This is a genomic window from Kitasatospora sp. Root107 (assembly GCF_001424875.1).
GTDB lineage: Bacteria > Actinomycetota > Actinomycetes > Streptomycetales > Streptomycetaceae > Kitasatospora.
The window spans coordinates 177,508-196,737 of record NZ_LMCT01000004.1 but is presented as its reverse complement, the minus strand read 5'-3'; the positions used below and the strand labels follow the sequence as shown (position 1 = coordinate 196,737).

15 protein-coding genes and 2 pseudogenes are annotated in these 19,230 nt (G+C 72.1%); 8 read left to right on the top strand and 9 right to left on the bottom strand.

Annotation, left to right across the window (positions count from 1 at the left end; all coding sequences use genetic code 11):
* The first annotated feature begins 25 nt into the window (after positions 1-25).
* Positions 26-562 carry a hypothetical protein gene (locus ASC99_RS06050; RefSeq protein ID WP_063856988.1) on the top strand — a complete coding sequence of 179 codons (537 nt, stop codon included), beginning with the start codon at positions 26-28 and terminating at the stop codon, positions 560-562.
* 143 nt (positions 563-705) lie between these two features.
* Entirely contained in the window at positions 706-1,992 is a 1,287-nt protein-coding gene (locus ASC99_RS06045; RefSeq protein ID WP_235583006.1) for an MFS transporter, read from the top strand.
* Between the two features lies 1 nt (position 1,993).
* Here the strand turns inward: ASC99_RS06045 and ASC99_RS06040 are convergent, their stop codons facing one another.
* From ASC99_RS06040 to ASC99_RS06020, 6 genes and pseudogenes are all read right to left on the bottom strand, one after another.
* Positions 1,994-3,331, bottom strand: a complete 1,338-nt coding sequence (locus ASC99_RS06040) for an NAD(P)/FAD-dependent oxidoreductase (RefSeq protein WP_057229066.1) — start codon at positions 3,329-3,331, stop codon at positions 1,994-1,996.
* Between the two features lie 102 nt (positions 3,332-3,433).
* Positions 3,434-5,095 (bottom strand): aspartate-alanine antiporter, encoded by a 1,662-nt coding sequence (gene aspT, locus ASC99_RS06035; RefSeq protein ID WP_057229064.1) that lies wholly within the window; start codon positions 5,093-5,095, stop codon positions 3,434-3,436.
* Positions 5,096-5,225: 130 nt separating this feature from the next.
* Positions 5,226-7,547: an error-prone DNA polymerase gene (locus ASC99_RS06030; protein WP_235583005.1), complete on the bottom strand. Its 2,322-nt coding sequence runs from the start codon at positions 7,545-7,547 to the stop codon at positions 5,226-5,228.
* A gap of 286 nt (positions 7,548-7,833) precedes the next feature.
* Positions 7,834-8,337, bottom strand: a pseudogene (locus ASC99_RS40110) (PHP domain-containing protein); the annotation flags it as partial.
* A 112-nt stretch (positions 8,338-8,449) separates the two neighbouring features.
* Entirely contained in the window at positions 8,450-10,039 is a 1,590-nt protein-coding gene (locus ASC99_RS06025) for a DNA polymerase Y family protein (protein WP_057229249.1), read from the bottom strand.
* A 13-nt stretch (positions 10,040-10,052) separates the two neighbouring features.
* On the bottom strand, positions 10,053-10,739 hold the full coding sequence (locus tag ASC99_RS06020; RefSeq protein ID WP_057229062.1) for a hypothetical protein: 687 nt from the start codon (positions 10,737-10,739) through the stop codon (positions 10,053-10,055).
* 215 nt (positions 10,740-10,954) lie between these two features.
* Here ASC99_RS06020 and ASC99_RS06015 point away from each other — a divergent pair, with 215 nt between their 5' ends.
* Both ASC99_RS06015 and ASC99_RS36920 read left to right on the top strand, forming a co-directional pair.
* Positions 10,955-11,395 carry a VOC family protein gene (locus ASC99_RS06015; RefSeq protein WP_057229060.1) on the top strand — a complete coding sequence of 147 codons (441 nt, stop codon included), beginning with the start codon at positions 10,955-10,957 and terminating at the stop codon, positions 11,393-11,395.
* 193 nt (positions 11,396-11,588) lie between these two features.
* Positions 11,589-13,553 (top strand): PAS domain S-box protein, encoded by a 1,965-nt coding sequence (locus tag ASC99_RS36920; protein ID WP_369824170.1) that lies wholly within the window; start codon positions 11,589-11,591, stop codon positions 13,551-13,553.
* An 8-nt stretch (positions 13,554-13,561) separates the two neighbouring features.
* On the opposite strand, the gene ASC99_RS06005 is transcribed toward ASC99_RS36920, so the two are convergent.
* From ASC99_RS06005 to ASC99_RS05995, 3 genes and pseudogenes are all read right to left on the bottom strand, one after another.
* A complete protein-coding gene (locus tag ASC99_RS06005) occupies positions 13,562-14,134 on the bottom strand; it encodes a DUF1345 domain-containing protein (protein ID WP_369825076.1) in 573 nt (190 codons plus the stop codon).
* 190 nt (positions 14,135-14,324) lie between these two features.
* Positions 14,325-14,997, bottom strand: a pseudogene (locus ASC99_RS06000) (dihydrofolate reductase family protein).
* Positions 14,998-15,030: 33 nt separating this feature from the next.
* On the bottom strand, positions 15,031-15,828 hold the full coding sequence (locus tag ASC99_RS05995; protein WP_082598109.1) for a DJ-1/PfpI family protein: 798 nt from the start codon (positions 15,826-15,828) through the stop codon (positions 15,031-15,033).
* 70 nt (positions 15,829-15,898) lie between these two features.
* On the opposite strand from ASC99_RS05995, the gene ASC99_RS05990 reads away from it, so the two are divergent.
* The 4 genes from ASC99_RS05990 to ASC99_RS05975 all read left to right on the top strand — a co-directional run bounded on the left by ASC99_RS05990 (position 15,899) and on the right by ASC99_RS05975 (position 19,229).
* A complete protein-coding gene (locus ASC99_RS05990; protein WP_057229056.1) occupies positions 15,899-16,852 on the top strand; it encodes a helix-turn-helix domain-containing protein in 954 nt (317 codons plus the stop codon).
* 52 nt (positions 16,853-16,904) lie between these two features.
* A complete protein-coding gene (locus ASC99_RS05985) occupies positions 16,905-17,522 on the top strand; it encodes a hypothetical protein (protein WP_057229054.1) in 618 nt (205 codons plus the stop codon).
* 241 nt (positions 17,523-17,763) lie between these two features.
* A complete protein-coding gene (locus tag ASC99_RS42030; RefSeq protein WP_369825074.1) occupies positions 17,764-17,946 on the top strand; it encodes a VOC family protein in 183 nt (60 codons plus the stop codon).
* 272 nt (positions 17,947-18,218) lie between these two features.
* Complete coding sequence (locus ASC99_RS05975; protein ID WP_057229052.1) at positions 18,219-19,229, top strand: isopenicillin N synthase family oxygenase; 1,011 nt, start codon at positions 18,219-18,221, stop codon at positions 19,227-19,229.
* Position 19,230 lies beyond the last annotated feature (1 nt).

Below are 19,230 nucleotides of genomic sequence, written 5' to 3'. Positions count from 1 at the left end.
GGTACCCGGCCCTACCTTCGGCGCCATGGGCATCTATCTGGTGAGCACCAGCCACGACGACTGGGCCGATGACGAGGTCTTCCGGCCGACGGCACTCGCGCTCGACGCCGAGCTGACACGACGTGGGCTGCCGACGTTCACCTTCTTCCCCGGCCGCACCTTCGAGGAGAAGCTCTACCGGCCGATGGCAGGCTTCGACCGGCTCTGCCGATCGCTGACCCCCGATCAGTCCCCGCTCGACTGGGACCTGCTGCTACCGGTGGACCTCCCGGACACCCTGGTCCTGCCGGTGCCGTCCTCCTACTCCGACACCACCACCGTGCGCGCCGCCCTCCCGGTCCTGCACGGAGCCCGGGCGCTGGCCGCCACCATCGAGCTCCCCGTCGAGCACCTCCCGACCGACTGCGCCAACCTCGACCTCTGCGCCTGGTTCGACAGCCCGGCCGTCTCCCGGTATCCCGGCCCGTGGCAGGACGACCTGGACACCGCCTTCTACACCGCGCTCTACCTCCGCGCCGCCGAGCACGCGCTCCGCGAGGGATGCCCGATGCACTACAGCTGACCGGCCTCGATGAATTCGCCGCCGCCCGCACGTCGAGCTCGCCCCGGCCGACGGCAGCTGAGCGAAACTCCGGCGACAGGGCACCCCGGCGCTCCCTACTATCGGGCTGCCCCTGCCCACCCACCCTCTCGATTGGCCTTCCCGTGAAACAGCTGATCCCCGCCGTGCTCCGGGAGGAACCGCAGTTCGCCCAGCTGTTCGCCGGGCAGTCGCTCTCGCTGCTGGGCGACCGGGTGTCGATGGTGGCACTGCCCTTCGCGGTGCTGTCGGTGGGCGGATCGGCCGCCGACGTCGGCCTGGTGGGTGCAGCGGCGCTGCTGCCGCTGCTGCTGTTCACCCTGGTCGGCGGGGTGTGGGCGGACCGCTTCCCGCGGCACCGGATCATGCTGATCTCCGACCTGGTGCGGTTCGCCGCCCAGGGCGCGGTGGCCGTGCTGCTGATCGCCGGGGTGGCCGAAGTGCCGCATCTGGTGGTGCTGATGGCGGTCTTCGGCTCGGCGAGCGCCTTCTTCATGCCGGCCGCCACCGGCCTACTGCCCCTGGTGGTGCCGGCCGAGCGGCTGCGCGAGGCGAACGCGCTGCGCGGTCTTGTGCTGTCCTCCGGCATGGTGGTCGGCCCGGCGGTGGCGGGAGCGCTGGTCTTCCTGGCCGGGCCCGGCGGGGCACTGGCCCTGGACGCGGTCAGCTTCGCGGTGAGCGCCGCGTTCCTGGTCCGGTTGCGGCCGCGCCCGGCCCAGAACCCGGCCCAGGCCGAGGCCCAGGACGAGGCCCAGGACGATGCACCGGGCGGCAGCTTCCTCAGCGAGCTGCGCGAGGGCTGGCGGCACGTCAGGTCCCGTACCTGGGTCTGGTCCGGGATGGCGGCGATGAGCGTCTACCACGTGGTGGTGCTGCCCTCGATCTTCGTGCTCGGGCCGGTGCTCTCCGAGCAGGAGTGGGGCGGCGCGGCGGGCTGGTCGGCCGTGACGGCCGCGTTCGGGATCGGCTCGGTCGTCGGAGACCTCTGGGCCTACCGGCTGCGCCCGGCCCGCCCGCTGGCGCTCGCCGCCGCCGCACTCGCGGTGGCCTCCTGCCAGGCGCTGATCATCGGTGCCGCCCCCTCGCTCACCGTGGTCGCCCTCCTGGAGGCCGTCACCGGCGTGGCGGTCTCGCTGTTCTTCGTCCTGTGGGAGACCAGCCTGCAGACCCACATCCCCGAGCAGGCCCTGTCCCGGGTCAGTTCCTACGACAACCTGCTCTCCTCCGGCCTGATGCCGCTCGGCCTGCTGGTGGCCGGTCCGGTCGCGGCGGCGTTCGGACTGCGCCCGACCCTGTACGCGATGACCGCGATCGGCGTCCCTGCCGCGCTCCTACTGCTCTGCGTCCCGGCTGTCCGCCGGCTGCCCGACCACGCCGAACCGGCCGAACCGACCGAACCCGCCCTGGTCTGAGTCAGCGCGGCCCGCGCAGCACCGGCCCGAGCACCGACGGGTGGAACAGCGCGGTCGGCGGCGAGACCAGCGACATCACGTGCTGGAACCGGTCGCAGACGTGCGCGTCCGTGGTGGCCCGGGCCAGCACCCGGTCCAGGTACCGGTGCTGAAAGCGGATCAGGGCGCCCGACGGGCCACCGGCGGTGGCGGCGAACCGGACGTCCTCGGTGGAGGACATCACCCACGGGTCCTTGGTGACCTTGGCGATCGCCTGCCGGGCGGCACCCGCCGCGGCCGGACCGATGCCACCGTGCCGGGTGACCGCGACGCCCAGCGCACGGGCGCTCATCGCGGCGACCGTGATGCCCTGGCCGTACACCGGATTGAAGGTGCAGGCGGCGTCGCCGAGGGCGATCAAGCCCTGCGGGGCACGGCGTTCGTAGCGGCGGCGGACCCCGGGTCCTGGCCGGAAGCCGCGGACCTCACCGACCGGTTCGGCCTCGGCGAGCAGCTCGCGCAGGGTCGGGTCGCGCAGCAGGTCGAGCTGCTTGCGGAAGCCGGCCTCGCCGGGCTCGGGCTCGGCGCCGCGCATACCGCCGACGCTGACGATCCACCGGTCGCCCTCGACCGGGAGCAGCACGGCGAGGTACGGGTCATCGGGTGCCTTGGTCTGGATGTAGAGCGCCTGGTGGCGGAAGTCCACTCCCGTCGGCCGGTGGAACAGCCGGCTGGAGTACGCGACCCCGGCGTCGACCCGCTCCTCCGGTACGGCCGGCGCGCCGAGGTCGGCCAGCCACCCCGCGACCGAGGTGGACCGGCCCGAGGCGTCCACCACCAGCTCGGCGGGCAGCTCACGTACCTCGCCCTCGGTACCGCGCTCACGGATCCGAACACCCGTCACCCGGCCCGCGCTGCCGAGCAGCCCGACCACCTCGGTCCCCTCCAGGAACTCCACCGAGGAGTCCTTGCGGACCCGGTCGAGCACCACGTGGTCCAGCACCGGCCTGGTGCAGGAGAGGAAGACCAGCTCACTGTGGTGCTCCGCCATCCAGCCCGCCGAACTGAGCCAGCGCAGGTCGCTGGCCAGCGGGACACCGACCGCCCCGGCCGCCAGCAGCTCGGCCCGGGAGCCCGGCATCAGCTCCTCCAGCACCTGGTGCCCGGCCGCCAGCAGCAGGTGGGCGTGCCGCCCCTGCGGCAGTCCGGCCCGGAAGTCCGGCTGCTCGGGGTAACGGTCCCGTTCGACCACCACCACCCGCTCGGCCGCGTCCCGCAGGGCCCAGGCCGCCAGTGTCCCGGCCAGCCCGCCCCCGATCACCACTGCTGTGCCCTGCCCCGAGACCGCTTCGCCACCCATCCGGCCATCCAACCGCAGACGGCCGCCCCACCGCCAGGGGGCGCCCGGCGGCGCACTCCCCGGTGGCTGAGCGACCGTCAGCTCACGACCCGCTGCGGTAGCTCAGAGCTTGAGCCCGAGCAGACCGACGAAGACCGGACCGGTCAGCGGGAGCAGGAAGTTGGAGATGGTGTACGTGATCGTGTAGCCGAGCATCGGCACGCTGCTCTGGGCGACGTTGCTGACGGCGGTGATGGCGGGGGTCGAGCACTGCTGGCCCGCGATGGCGCCGATCAGGATCGGCTTCTCGATCTTCAGCAGTTTGCGCCCGAGGAACAGCCCCAGGAAGGCCGGCACCACCACCATCGCGATGCCCGACAGCGGCAGCAGCAGCGGGTACTGCTTGAGCAGCGGCCCGGCGTCCGGTCCTGCCGCCATGCCGGTGACCGCGATGAAGATGGAGAGCCCGAGGTCCTTCATGGTCTGCGCGGCCACCGGCGGGTACGCGCCGAAGGTCGGGCGCTGGGCGCGCAGCCAGCCGAACACCAGGCCGGCGATCAGGCAGCCGCCGCCGGTGCCGAGCGCGAGGTTGACGTCCCCGACATGGATGGTGATCATGCCGAGCAGCACACCGAGGCAGATGCCCAGGCCGATGTAGATCCAGTCGGCACTGTCGGTGCGCACCTTGGCACCGACCGCCTTGGTGAACCGCTCGACCTTGGAGCGGGTGCCGACCACGGTCAGCGTGTCGCCCTGGTGCAGCTCGGTCTCGCCGACCGCGGGTATGTCCTGGTCGACCCGCTGGACGCCGGTCAGGTAGATGCCCTCGGTGGCGGTGGTCTCCCGCTCGCGCAGCTGGGTGACGGTCTGTCCGGCCACCTTCTTGTCGGTGATCACCACCTGGCGCACCGTCAGCGGGCTGTCCAGCCCCGGCACCCCGGAGGTCTCCGGGCCGAGCTCGTACCCGGTCTCCCGGACCGCGTCCCGCAGACCGACCACCAGCACCCGGTCGCCCCGCCGGAGCTTCAGCCCGGGCTCGACCTTGAGCACCTGCTGCCCACGCTTGACCCCCTCGATCGAGGCGTCCTGCCCGACCGCGTCCTCCAGCTGCTGGAGGCTGGACCCCTCGCCCTGCGACACCAGGTAGGTCCGGCCCACCAGACCGGGCAGCGAAGCCGTCTCCCCGGCCTCGAGGCCGACGCCCGCGCCACGCATCTTCTCCCACAGCTCGCGGGAGGCGTCGGCCAGGTTGATCCGCATCAGCATCGGGAAGAACTGACTGGTCAGCAGGACGATGCTGATCAGGCCGAACAGATAGCAGACCGAGTACGCGGTGGCGACGTGCGCCTGCAGCTCGGTGGACTGGTCCGCGGTGATCCCCGGCAGCTTGCTGATCGCCTCCTGCGCGGTACCGACCACCGCCGACTCGGTGGCCGAACCGGCCAGGATGCCGGACGCCGTACCGACGTCGAGCCCGCCCGCCATGGCGATGCCGTACGCCATCAGGATGACGACCACGGCCTCCATCACCGAGAGCACCCCGAAGCGCAGGCCCTTGGCGTTCAGGTTGGCGAAGAACTGCGGCCCGGCCAGGTAGCCGAGCGAGAAGATGAAGAGCGCGAACGCCACGTTCTTGACGTCCTGCGCACCGATCAGCATCGAGACGATCAGCGTCCCGCAGATGCCGCCGAGCTGGATCGGACCGACCTTGAGCTTGCCGACCAGGTAGCCGAGTGCCAGACAGGTGAACAGTGCCAGTACCGCGTTCTCGCGCAGCAGACTCATTCCATGGACCTCCGTACGCCCGGGCGATCATGATCGTCTCCTGCATCAGACCGCACCCCCTGCACCTGGGGCCCGTCCACGCTGCCGAACGGGTGACGGCCGGTCAGCTGGCGGGGCATCAGCCGAGGGCTCAGACCGCGACCCGCAGCGGGGCGAGCCTGGTGGCGACCAGGTTGGTGGCGCCGTGCCGGCGTTCGACGGTGCCGTGCACCAGCAGACCGGCCCGGTCCAGGGCGGTGCGGCGCTGCGGTTCCCAGACGTGCCGGTTGCAGACCACGTTGATCAGGCCGGTCTCGTCCTCCAGGCTGAGGAACAGCACCCCGCCCGCGGTGGGCGGCCGCTGGCGGTGCGTCACCAGTCCGCCGACCAGGACCTGGGTGCCGTGCGGGACGCTGCCCAGCTCGTTCGCGGGGACCGCCCCTGCGTGGTCCAGGTCCCCGCGCAGGTGCTGGACCGGGTGGCTGGTGGCGGAGGTCCCGGTGGCCCAGAGGTCGGCGATGGTCTGCTCGACCGGGGTCATCGCGGGCAGCGGCGGCGCCTGCCCGCCGGGCGCCGTCCCCGGGATGCTGTCGGGATCGGTGCCCGCGAGCACCCCGGCCGACCAGAGCGCCTGACGCCTGGTCAGTCCGAAGCAGTCGAAGGCACCCGCTGTGGCCAGCGCCTCCAGCACCGGAGCCGCCAGGCCGGTCCGCCGGGCGAAGTCCTCCAGTCCCTCGTACGGCCGGCCTGCCACCACGGCCGCCGCCTGCGGGGCGCCCAGCCCCCGGACTGTGGTCAGACCGAGCCGGATCGCGGGGCTGTCCTGCTCGGGGCCCGGCTCCAGGGTGGGCTCGGCCGCGCTGACGTTCACGTCCACCCCCCGGACCTCGACGCCGTGCCGCCGGGCGTCCGTGACCAGACTCAACGGCGAGTAGAAGCCCATCGGCTGGTTGGCCAGCAGCGCACAGGTGAAGGCCGCCGGGTGGTGGTACTTGAACCAGGCGCTGGCGTACACCAGGTAGGCGAAGCTGATCGCGTGCGACTCCGGGAAGCCGTAGCTGGAGAACGCCTCGATCTTGGTGTAGACGTCCTCGGCCACCTCCGCCGGGATACCGCGCTCCGTCATCCCGGCCAGCAGCCGCTCCCGCAGCCGGGCGACCCGCTCCAGCGAACGCTTCGAACCCATCGCCTGCCGCAGCCGGTCCGCCTCCGCCGGGGTGAACCCGGCACAGTCGATGGCCAGTTGCATCATCTGCTCCTGGAACAGCGGCACCCCGAGGGTCTTGCCGAGCGCGTTCTCCATCAACGGGTGCGGGCACTCGGCGGACTCCTGCTTCGCCCGGCGGCGCAGGTACGGATGCACCGAGCCGCCCTGGATCGGCCCCGGCCGGATCAGTGCGACCTCGACCACCAGGTCGTAGAACTCCGTCGGCCTGAGCCGGGGCAGGGTGGCCATCTGGGCCCGGGACTCGACCTGGAAGACGCCGACGGTGTCGGCCCGGCAGAGCATCGCGTAGACGGCCGGGTCCTCCTTCGGCAGCTCGTGCAACGCGTAGCGCTTGCCGTGGTGTTGCTCGACCAGCCGACAGGTGTCGTGCAGTGCGGAGAGCATGCCGAGGCCGAGCAGGTCGATCTTCACCAGCTTCGCCCCGGCCACCGAGTCCTTGTCCCACTGGAGCACCGAGCGCCCCGGCATCCGGGCCCACTCGGTCGGACAGACCTCGCCGATCGGTGCCTCGGTGAGCACCATGCCGCCGGAGTGGATGCCCAGGTGCCTTGGCAGGCCGAGCAGTTGACCGGCCAGGTCGAGGACGTCGCCCGGCACCACCGCGTCCGCGCCCGGCATTCCCCGGAAGTCGCCCTGCCGGGCGAACGCCTCCACCTGCCCGGCCGGGTAGCCGAGCACCCGGGCCGCGTCCCGCAGCGCCAGCCGGGGGCGGTAGGTGATCACGTTGGCCACCTGGGCGGCGTGGTCGCGCCCGTAGCGGCGGTAGACGTACTGGATCACCTCCTCGCGGCGGCGGTGCTCGATGTCCAGGTCGATGTCGGGCGGGCCCTCCCGCTCGGTGCTCAGGAAGCGCTCGAAGAGCAGCTTGTACTTGAGCGGGTCGACGGAGGTGATGCCCAGGGCGTAGCAGACCGCCGAGTTGGCGGCGGAGCCCCGGCCCTGGCACCAGATGTCCTCCCGGCGGCAGAACTCCACCAGGTCGTGGACGATCAGGAAGTACCCGGCCAGGCCCCGCCCTTCGATCACCGAGAGCTCCAACTCCAGCTGCCGGTGCGCCTTTTCGTCATCGGTCCGGTAGCGTCCGCGCCCGACCAGGGTGCGCAGCAGACCTGCCTCGGTCTCCCCCTCGGGCACCGGGAAGCCGGGCAGGGCCTGCTCCATCGCCGCGAAGTCGAAGGCGCAGGACCGCCCCAACTCCACGGTGGCCTCCCGCACTCCGGGATACCGGGCCAGCCGGGCGGCCATCTCCCGGCCGGAGTGCAGGTGGGCGGCGCCGGAGGCGATCGTGCGCCCGGCCGCCCTGCCGCAGGGTGTCCCGTCCGTGCAGCGCGGCCAGCCCCTGGGCCAGCCGGCCCTGGGCGGGCGAGGCGTGGTGGACGTTGTTGGAGGCGACCACGCCCAGCCCCGTACGGGCCGCCAGCGCGGCCAGCCGGTCGTTGCGCAGGTCGTCCTCGGGCAGGCGCTGGTGGACCAGCTCGACGAAGACGTTCTCCGGACCGAACGCCTCGGTCAGCGACCGGAGTTCACGCTCGGCCGCCGGCTCGCCACCAGCCGCCAGGGCGGCCGGGACCCGGCCCTTCCGGCAGCCGGTGAGCACCGCCCACTCACCCCCGTGCGCGGCCGCCAGCTCGGCGAAGTCGTACCTGGGCCTGCCCTTGGTGCCGCCCGCGAGCTGGGCGGCGGCGATCGTGGCGGAGAGACGGCGGTAGCCCGTCTCGCTGCGGGCCAGCACCAGCAGGTGTTCGTCCGGGCCGAGGGTCAGTTCGGCGCCGAAGACGGTCCGGAGCCCGATCTCCCCGGCCACTTCGGCGAACCGGACCACCCCGTACAGGCCGTCGTGGTCGGTCAGCCCGACGGTCTCCACCCCGAGCCGGACGGCCTCCTCGGCCAGGGCCGCCGGATCGCTGGCGCCGTCCAGGAAGCTGTATGCCGAGTGGGTGTGCAACTCGGCCCAGGGGACGGCCTGTTCCGGCCGACGCAGCGGCACGACCTCGGCCGGGGCGGCCTCCGGTGCGGGAGGCGCTGCTCCGGTCATCCGGCGGCGCAGCTCGTCCCAGGGGAGCTTGGAGTGACTGGTGAATCCCATCGGGGGCCTGCTCTCGGGTGGTTCGCTTGCTCTGGTCAGCCCCCCATGGCTGTCACATCCGCTATCCGTACTCCGCCTCCAGCCACCATCGGCCGTCCTCCACCGTGAGCAGTAACGCCCGCCCCTCGGCGACCACTTGGAGCCGGGCCCGGCGACGGGCCCGCACCGGGTCCCACCAGTACTCGACGGCGGGCCACGGACCGGTCCAGCCGTTCACCGCCAACTCCCGTCCCTCCAGCCGGAGTCGGTCCGGTGGAGCGGAGGCAACGGACCGGCCGCTGACCGTGACGGGACGGCCCGCCGCATCCAGGACGACGACCTCGGGGGGCTGCGCCGGAACCACGAACGGCAGGCAGGCCGCCACCCGGCCGGGCCACGGTTCGGCTTCGGGGCACGGGGGTTCCTCGCCCCAGACCGCCCGGGTCACCCACTCGCCCGGCCCCCGGCCACCGGCCGGACGCGGCCGGCTGATGCCGCCCTGCCCGACCACCGCCTGCACCCGGGCCACCGCCCGCTCCAGCGCGTCACCGGCCACGCTCTCGCCCCAGAGCGCCAACTGCCGCCCCTGGTCCGGCACCAGGGCGTCCGGGACCAGCCGCAGCGCGGTGAACCCGCCCGCCTGCTCCTCGAACACCGCCATGCCCTGCCAGGCCTGCAACTGCCAGCGGACCCGCTCGGCCAGCGCCGCCGCGCCGAGCCGCCGCTCGTGCCGCCAGAGCCGGGAGTGCGTCCGGCCGTCGGCGGTGGTCACCTCGACCGCGACCCGCCGGCAGGTCAGGCCGACCGCGCCGAGCCGCTCGTAGAGCAGGTCGGCGAGCGTCCTGGCCACGAAGACCAGCGGCTCGGCCAGCTGCTCCGGCGGGTCGAAGAGCTGTTCCACCGTCAGATCGGGGCCCGCCCTGCGGGGCACCAGTGGGCGGGCGTGCAGCCCTCGGGACCGCCGGTGCGCAGCCGTCCCCGCCGGGCCGAACCGGTCGGCGACCGACCGCACCGAGAGCGCGGCGAACGCACCGATCGTCCGCACCCCGAGCCGGACCAGCAGGTCCGCCAGGGTCTCGTCGCCGAGCAGCGCCACCGGGTACGGGGCCAGGAACTCGGCCGTCCGGCCGGGTTGCACCACCAGTCCGTACGGGGCCGAGCACACCACATCCTGGCCTTCCGGCACCCGCCCGGCGCTGCGGGCCGCGAGGGTGGCCGCGAACAGACCGTCCGCGACCCCGATCCTGACCTCGCCCGGGGACGGGAGGGCGGCCAGCACCGCCAGCTGCACCTGCTCGGCCAGCGCCTGCTCGCCGCCGAAGTACCGGGCCGGGCCCTTGACCGGGATCACGCACACCCCCGGCCGCAGCACCTCCACCCGTGGGGTGAACGCCTCCACCGCCACCACCACCGGTTCGAACAGTTCGGCCTCCCGGGCGGGCTGCCGTTCCCGCAGCCGCAACTCCGGGCAGAGCCGCTGGGCCAGCCGGAGCTGCTGCCCGCGCCGCACCCCGGCGTCCCGCGCCAGCTGCGAACAGGCCAGCACCCGGCCGGCCTCCAGCACCGCCACCGGCTGCTCGCTCCCGGCGTGCGGCGCCGCCGCCCGTACCGGCCACTCCGGGCACCAGAGCACCAGCACCCGGGGAGTCCGTCCCGCTTCCTCCGTCGTCATCTCCGTCGTCATCTCAGACCACCGCCAGACCGCCCACGGCCCCCGTGACCTCGCCGTTCCCGGCCTGCTCGCCCGCCTCGACCGCCCGCACCGCACCGTGCTCGTCCGGCAGCCACAGCCACGCCGTCCGCGCCCGGCCACCCGCGCCGCGCCCCTCCGCCACCACCAGCGCCTGACGACCGGTCAGCTGCCCGTGGCCGTCGCCCACCCCGAACCAGCGGCTCTCCGCCACCCGCAACCGCGCCACCGCCCCTGGCCACGGCCCCGCGACCAGCAGCACGCAGCCGCTCCGGCGCAGCACCGCCGCCAGCCGGGCCGCCAGCTGCGGCGGCACCGCCCCGTCCGTCCCCAGCAACACCAGCCCGACCGCCCCGGCCAGCGCCGAGACCACCTCCGGCCACTGCGCCCCCGGCCGGTCCACCAACAGCAGCCGCTCCAGCTCCACCCCGTACCCGGCCGCCGCCGCCAACCCCAGATCCGGCAGCCCCACCGCCGCCGTCCACACCCCGGACTCCTCCGCCGCCGCCCCGGCCGCCAACGCCACCAGCAGCCCGGCATCCCCCACCACCGAAACCACCGTCCCGGCCCGCAACCCACCCCCGGGCAGCAACCCCGCCAACGCAGGCAGCACCGGCAGGCTCTCCGCACCGGCGGACGCAAGCGCCGCCGGCCGGATCAGCGCGGGATCGAAAGTCGACATACCTCAGCATCGAACATTCGTTCGTACTTATTCAAGTCCGGATACTCGCCCCTTCCGCTCACTCACCGTGACTCGCCACGCTGGTCCGACGCGCAGGCGACGAATCGTCGAAGAAGAATTGCAAGCGGGCGCGGCACGCTGCGGCTGATCGTCATCATGGGAGCGGCCCACCACCGGCCCACCACCGGCCGCACGAGGAAGAGGGAGAGACCGGCATGGCGATTCAGCGGATGGACAACGTCGGCATCGTCGTCGAGGACATGGATGCCGCCATCGCATACTTCGTGGAACTCGGTATGGAGCTGGAGGGCAGGGCGGAGGTCGAGGGCCTCGTCGCCGACCAGTGCACCGGACTCGACGGCGTCCGCTGTGACATCGCGATGCTCCGGACCCCGGACGGTCACAGCCGGCTCGAGCTGGCGAAGTACCGCAGCCCCGCGGCGATCAGCGCCGAGCCGCGCAACCGGCCGCACAACATTCTGGGCACGCACCGCGTCATGTTCGCCGTCGACGACATCGAGGACACCGTTGCCCGCCTGCGCCCGCACGGCGCCGAACTCCTCGGCGAGGTCGCCCGGTTCGAGGACAGCTATCTGCTCTGCTACGTCCGCGGCCCGGAGGGCATCATCGTCGGACTGGCCCAGCAACTGAGCTGAGAAGGAGAACCCTGGTACGCAGCGCGTCGAGTTCGATCCCGCACAACTGAGAACGAACGGCGCCGGGACCGACCTTTGCACAGTCCGACATTCACACGATCAGGAATGGTCAGAGACGGGCGATTTCGTTCTACTTTGCAAGAATTCCCGGATCCTCGTCCCCCGTCCCACGCTCTCAGTACGGTCATATGCCATGGTCACCCCTCAACATCACCAGTCCGACGGTTCCATGGATCGAGGTGGGGCGGACGCGGCGGCGCTCCCTCACCAGAGCGCCTCCGACCGGGACATGGACGAACTGCGCGCCGCCGAGCAGCGGTTCAGGGGCCTGCTGGAGTCCGCGCCGGACGCGATGGTGATCGTGGACGACTGCGGGGTGATCAGGTTGGTCAACGCGCAGACCGAGGCGTTGTTCGGGTACCGCAGGGAGGAGCTGCTCGGCAGGCCGGTGGAGGCTCTGCTGCCCGAACGCTTCCGCGCTCACCACCCGCAGCACCGCAGCGGATACACCGTCACCCGGCGGACCCGGCCGATGGGTTCCGGGCTCGACCTGTACGGGCTGCGCCGGGACGGCACCGAGTTCCCGGTCGAGATCAGCCTCAGCCCGCTGGAGACCGCTGAGGGCCTGCTGGTCTCGGCTGCCATCCGGGACGTCAGCGACCGCAAGGCGGCCGAGGTCAGGATCAGCGAACTGGCGGCGTTGGTCGAGTCCTCGCAGGACGCGATCATCACCCACACCCTCGACGGCCGGATCACGTACTGGAACGCCGCGGCCCACCGCCTGTACGGCTACGGCCCGGAGGAGGCGCTCGGGCGCCACATCGGGACGCTCGCCCCGCCCGACCGCAAGGACGAGGTGACCGCACTGCTGGAACGGCTCGCGCGGGGCGAGCGGGTGGAGAACCACGAGTCGCTCCGGGTGGCGGCCGCCGGACAGCTGCTGGACGTGGACGTCACCCTGTGGCCGACCCGGGACCAGTACGGCGCGATCTGCGGAGCGTCCGCGATCGTCCGCGACGTCGCCGACCGCAAGCGGGCCGAGCTGGAGCTGACCCGGCTCTACCAGCAGCAGCGACACATCGCGCTCACTCTGCAGCGCAGTCTGATGGGTTCGCCGCCGGACATCCCCGGGATGCGTACCGCGAGCCGGTACCTGGCCTCGACCGAGGGGGCGGGGGTCGGCGGCGACTGGTTCGACCTGGTGCCGCTCGGCGCTGGGCGGATCGGCGTCATCGTCGGGGATGTCATGGGCCGGGGGCTGGAGGCCGCCGCCGTGATGGGACAACTGCGCTCTGCTGCCCACGCGTTGGCCAAGACCGGGATGCCGCCGCGGCAGCTGATGCAGGCGCTGGACTCGGTGGTCGCCGATCTGCCGGACCAACTGGTCACCTGCTGCTACCTGGTGATCGACCCCCACGTCGGCCAGGTGTCGATCTGCTCGGCCGGCCACCTGCCGACCCTGCTGGTCTCGCCCGACAACACGGTGCGCGAACTCCTCGCGCCGGTCAGCGTCCCGCTCGGAGTGGGCGACGTCCCGCACCAGCAGGCGACGCTGACCGTCCCGCCCGGCTCCACCCTGGTCCTGTACACGGACGGTCTGGTGGAGACCCCCGCGAGCGATCTGGATGTCCAGATCGCTTCACTGGCAGACGAGTTGGAGCGGGCATTCATCCGGACGCCCGACCTGGAGGTGGTCGCCGACCGGGTGCTCCGGGCGATGCTGCCAGGGACGGACCGCTATTCGGACGACGTGACACTGCTGCTCGCCCAGTTGCCTGCCGCGCCGCTGGCGACCGCTGCCGTCGAACTGCCCGCGCTGCCCTCCTCGGCATCGCTGGGCCGCCGTTTCCTGCGGGCCACACTCCAGGACTGGGACTGCCCCGAGCCCGAGGACACCGTCTGCCTGCTCGGCTCCGAGCTGATCGCCAACGCCGTCAGACACGCCCAGGGACCGATCGGGCTGTGCCTGCACCGCACGGCCCGTGAGCTGACGATGGAGGTCTCGGACGCCAGCCCGTCGCTGCCGGTCCCCCGCCCGGCCGACAGTGCCAGCGAGGACGGCCGGGGCCTGTCCCTGGTGGAGTCACTCGCCTGCGGCTGGGGAGCCCGCCCGACCGCCACCGGGAAGACGGTCTGGCTCACCCTGGCGATCGACTGAGCGGTGCGTCAGCCGGTCACGATCCCGGTGACGAGGTTGATCGTGGTGGCCAGGATGCTGGCGCCGAAGACGTAGGAGAGCAGTGAGTGCCGCAGCACGACCCTGCGGATCAGCGAACTCGACACGTCGGTGTCGGAGACCTGGTAGGTCATGCCCAGGTTGTAGCTGAAGTAGAGGAAGTCGCTGTACGCCGGCGGATCGTCGGAGTTGAAGTCGATCCCCGGCGTCGACGTCCGGTAGTAGAGGTGTGCGTAGTGGGTGGCGTACATCAGGTGCAGCCCGGCCCAGGACATGAAGACCCCGCCGAGCGCGGTCGCCGCCGCGGCGTGTCCGGCGTCGGACTTCCCGAGCAGCAGCAGCACCACGATCCCGACCAGCCCGCACAGGGCGGCGCCGACCACGACGAGTTCCTCGACCACCGGCCGGAAGTCCTCCCGGCGGGCGTTGCGGTGGGTGGCCGCCGCATCCAGCGGCCAGAGCACCGCCCACCCGGCCAGCACGAAGACGGTCTCGGTGCCGGCGACGCCGGAGAGGATGCCCAGCGGGGTGTCGACCAGTGCGGAGACGACCGCGCCGATCACCACCCCGGCCGCGACGGCCCCGCCGAGCCGCGGGATCGCGGACAGCGGGAGCCCGCGCGTGACGATGCGGCTCGGTGGCAGTGTGGTCCCCGATTCCCGTCGGACCGGACGATGTCCCGACGACCCTCCCTGATCACGGCGCCCAACTCCAGCCGCCGCGCCGCGCCGAGTGACCGGCGGGGGGGTGTGGTCAGCGGACGACGTCGAAGACGTTCTTCTGCAGACCGTTCGGGTAGACCTCGTGCTCGACCAGCTTCAGCTTCTGGGTGTCCTTGTCSGTGGTGCTGAACAGGCGCTTGCCCGCGCCGAGCAGCAGCGGGAAGACSAGCAGGTGGTAACGGTCGATCAGGCCGGCGTCSGAGAGGGCGTGGTTCAGCGTGGCGCTGCCGTGGACGATGATCGGGCCGCCCTCGGTCTCCTTCAGKGCGGCGACCTCYTCGAGCGAGCGCAGGATCGTGGTCTCGCCCCAGTTCGACACCAGGTCGTCCTCGGTGAGGGTGGTGGAGACGACGTACTTCGGCATCACCTTGTACCTTGTCGAGCGAGCGCAGGATCGTGGTCTCGCCCCAGTTCGACACCAGGTCGTCCTCGGTGAGGGTGGTGGAGACGACGTACTTCGGCATCACCTTGTAGTCGGCGAAGTCCGCCATGTCCGGCCACACCGGGCTGAACGCCTCGTAGCTGGCCCGGCCCAGCAGGATCGCGGTGGCCTCCTGCTGCTCCCGGCCCTTGATCTCGAAGGCCTCGGGGAGGAACTCGATGTCCTTGAAGGTCCACCCGGAGTTCCGGTAGCCGGGCTCGCCACCCGGGCCCTCCACGACGCCGTCGAGCGAGATGAAAGCGGTGCTGATCAGGGTGCGCATCTGCAGTTCCTCGATGTCTCGTAGCTGGTGTGATCACCACCATAGCCACCCTGCTTGCAAAAAACAACCAGCTGCTTCTGAATCGAAACCCGGTGCGCATCTGCAGTTCCTCGATGTCTCGTAGCTGGTGTGATCACCACCATAGCCACCCTGCTTGCAAAAAACAACCAGCTGCTTCTGAATCGAAACCACTCGGTAGTCCGCGAGCTCGCCGGTGCGGTCGGCCGCCCACACGTACTCCATCTGGTGGGCGGTGCGACGGGCGAGCTGTTCGCCGAAGATCCGCCCCACGATGTACAGGCTGGCGTCGATGCCCGCACTGATCCCCGCGGAGGTGACGATGTCGCCGTCATCGACCCACCGGACGTCGGTGTGCACGTGGATGTCCGGCCACCGCCGGGCCAGCTCTTCCTGATCCTCCCAATGGGTGGTGGCCCGGCGGCCGTTCAGCGCCCCGGTGGCAGCCAGCAGGAAGGCCCCGGTGCAGATGCTGAACGTCAGCGCGGAGGTCTGCCGGCGCCTGGCCAGCCAGTCGATCACGTCCGCGTCCGCCTCGACCGCCGTGGTGACGCCGCCTGGGATCACCAGGACGTCGAAGCTCGGATCCTCGTTGAGAGTGTGATCCGCCGTCACCTGCAGCCCGCCACGGGCGCGGACGAGCTTGTCGGCCGGTGCGACCGTCAGGACGCGTAGCAGGGGCTCGCCCTCGTCGGTGCGGGCCAGCCGGCCGGCCGTGCTGAAGACCTCGAAGGGGCCTCCCAGGTCGAGGACCTCGACCTCGTCGAAGACGAGCATTCCGAAGGTCAGTGGCGTAATGGCGTCAGGTCTCATGCCACCAGACTCGGGCCCGCCAACCGCTGCCGACAGTGTCGGAAACGGCATCCACCGCTAGGATTCCGCCATGCACCGCCACCGGATCGCCTGCCTCGCCTTCGACGGGATGGCCCCGTTCGAACTCGCCACGGTCGCCGAGGTGTTCGCGGTCTCCCGGCCGGAGCTGGACGTGGACTGGTGGTACCGGTTCGAGTTGTGCGCCGAGACACCCGGCCCGCACCGGGTCGTGGGCGGCTTCGACATCGTGGTGCACCACGGCCTGGACCGGCTCCGGTACGCCGACACCGTCATCGTCCCCGGGGTCGCGGACGTGCGCCGGGACGTCTCCCCTGTGGTCCTGGACGCGCTGCGCGAGGCGTCCGCGCGAGGAGCGCGCGTGGTGTCCATCTGCAGCGGCGCGTTCGCCCTGGCCGCCGCGGGCCTGCTGGACGGCAAGGAGGCGACCACGCACTGGCGGCACGCCCGGCTGCTCCAGGAACGCCACCCGGAGGTGACGGTCAACGCCTCGGTGCTCTACGTCGACAGCGGGTCGGTCGTCACCGCCGCCGGTACGGCCGCCGGCATCGACGTCTGCCTGCACCTCATCCGCAAGGACCACGGCGCCGAGGTCGCCGCCCGGGTGGCCCGCAGGATGGTCGTGGCCTCCCACCGCGAGGGCGGCCAGGCCCAGTTCGCGGAGCACCCGGTGGGCCGGGCCCCGTCCGACGACCCGATCGGCCACGCCATCCGGTACGCACTGGACAGCCTGCACCGGCGTCTGACCGTCGACGAACTGGCCGGTGTCGCCCACCTGTCGGTACGTCAGTTCGAACGTCGCTTCGTCGACACGACGGGCCTGCCACCGGGCCGCTGGATCACGCAGCAGCGGATCCGGGCCGGCGCCGTACTCCTGGAGTCCGCGGACCATCCGATCGACACGGTGGCCGGCCGCGTGGGCCTGACCGTCGCGGGGTTCCGCCACCACTTCCGGGAGACGATGGGCATCAGCCCGTCGGCCTACCGGCGCCAGTACCAACGCTGACCCGAACGAACGCGACTTGCGGTGACCTGCCGACGGTCGCCACGATCAGCGGATGTTCGAACTGCTGCCAGCCATCGGGATCCGCCTGCCGGACGGTGCGGGGGTGCTCCGCTTCGGTCTGGACGGTGCCGCCACACGGGAGGTGCTGGCGGGCCTCGGCGCCGTCCGGGAGGACGAGGCGGCGGCCTGGGCGTACTCCGTCCGGTGGGGCGACGTCGAGCTCAGCGCCCGGGCGGGGACCGCACCGGACAGTCCCCTGGACAGCGTCGTACTACGACGGCACCTGCGGCCGCACTGGTACGGCCCCGCGGACGTCGCCGTCGTGCTCGACGACGTGGACCTGTTCGGCTACCCGGCGGTCGAGGTGCTCGCAGCTCTGGGGCCGGACCGGCCCTCCGGGCTGTCGTTCCGGCCCACCCGCCCGGGCGGCTACCTGCCCGCCGTCACGCTCCGGGCCGAGCCGCCGTCCACCGAACCGGACCTCGCCGCCTACCAGGACATGTGGACCACCGGGCGGGACCGGTGGCAGCTCGAACCCACCGGCAGCGGCTACCTGGTCGTCATGAAGGGCGACCCACCGATGGACCTGCTGATCTGCCACGAGACGCTGGCCGAGCAGATCATCGCCAACATGCTCGCGGCCGGCGTCGAGGTCGTCGTCACCGACTGAGGAATCGCGGCGGGAATCCGCTGGAACGGCGCGGCCTCGGCCTAACCTGAGCCGGGAGAGCCGGCCCCCACCGAGGAGCACCCGATGACCCAGCCGCCCCCGCCCCAGGTCTGGCCCAGTCTGCGGGCGCGTGACGCCCACGCGCTGATCCGCTTCCTGACCGAGGCGTTCGGCTTCGAGGCGACCGCCGTCTACGCGGACGGGCCCGTGGCCGCAGCGGCCGGGCAACTTCGGTGCCTACGTGGTGGTCACCGAGGACCCGGATGCGCTGTTCGCCCGGGCGGTCGCCGCCGGGGCCTCGGTGGTCGCGGAGCCGCACGACACCGACTACGGGCCTGACGGTTCACGGGACTTCACCGTGCGCGACCCCGAGGGCAACCTCTGGGCCTTCGGCACGTACCGGGGCGAACCCCGAAAGAGCTGAGCACAGCGCAGTCCCCGGTACTCCCGCTTCGAGCGCCGGGGCTCGGTCGTCGCCGAGAACCGGCTCCCGAACGGAGTTGCCGGGGGCCTGACCGGGGGCTTGGATGTGTGCTCTCGCGGGGCGGGCGGACGTCTCTGCCTGCGGGGCGGGCTCCATCCGGTGATCCGGGGTGTACCTACCAGTCTCCTCCGGTTCCACCCCAGGTCAACCCCCTTCCGACGGTAACCTGGTGCTGTGTTCGATCCCAGGGGGACTCACCTCGGACGGCAACCATGACAGAGCAACTCACCGGCCTCCCCGTCATCGACCTCTCGCTCGCCGACGGCTCCGCCGACGACCGGGCCCGGCTGCACGACACCCTGCGCGGCGCGGCCACCGAGGTCGGTTTCTTCCAGCTCACCGGCCACGGCGTGACTGCCGGGGAGACCACCGAGCTGACCGACGCCATGCACGCCTTCTTCGCGCTGCCCGAAGCCGACCGGCTGGCCGTCAGCAACCTCAACTCCCCGCACTACCGCGGCTACACCCGCACCGGCACCGAGCACACCGCCGGCAGCCGGGACTGGCGCGACCAGCTCGACATCGGCGCCGAGCTCCCGCCGCACGTGCCCGGCCCCGGCGAGCAGCCGTACTGGTGGCTGGAGGGGCCGAACCAGTGGCCCGCCGCCGTCCCCGGCCTGCGCGCCGCCACCCTGAACTGGATCGACCACCTCGGCTCGGTCGCCGCCCGGCTGCTGCACGAGCTGCTGGCCGCGATCGGCGCCCGCCCCGACTTCTACGACTACGCCTTCGCCGGCCACCCCCACCTGCGGCTCAAGCTGGTCCGCTACCCAGGGACCGCCCCCGACGGCACCGGTCAGGGCGTCGGCGCCCACAAGGACTACGGCTTCATCACCCTGCTGCTCCAGGACCAGGTCGGCGGCCTAGAAGTGCTCCGCTCCGACGGGACATTCCTCTCCGTCCCGCCGCTCCCCGGCGCCTTCGTGGTGAACCTCGGCGAGCTGCTCGAAGTCGCCACCGACGGCTACCTCAAGGCCACCAGCCACCGGGTGGTCAGCCCGCCGGGGGCCCGCGAGCGCTTCTCCGTCCCGTTCTTCTACAACCCCCGCCTCGACGCCCACATCACCCCCCTCGACTTCCCGCAGGCCCACCACGCCCCCGGCGCCACCCAGGACCCCCGCAACCCCCTGTTCGCCGAGTTCGGCCGCAACGAACTCAAGGGCTACGCCCGCGCCCACCCCGAGGTGACGAAGCGTCACCACCCCGAACTCCTGGCCGTCTGAC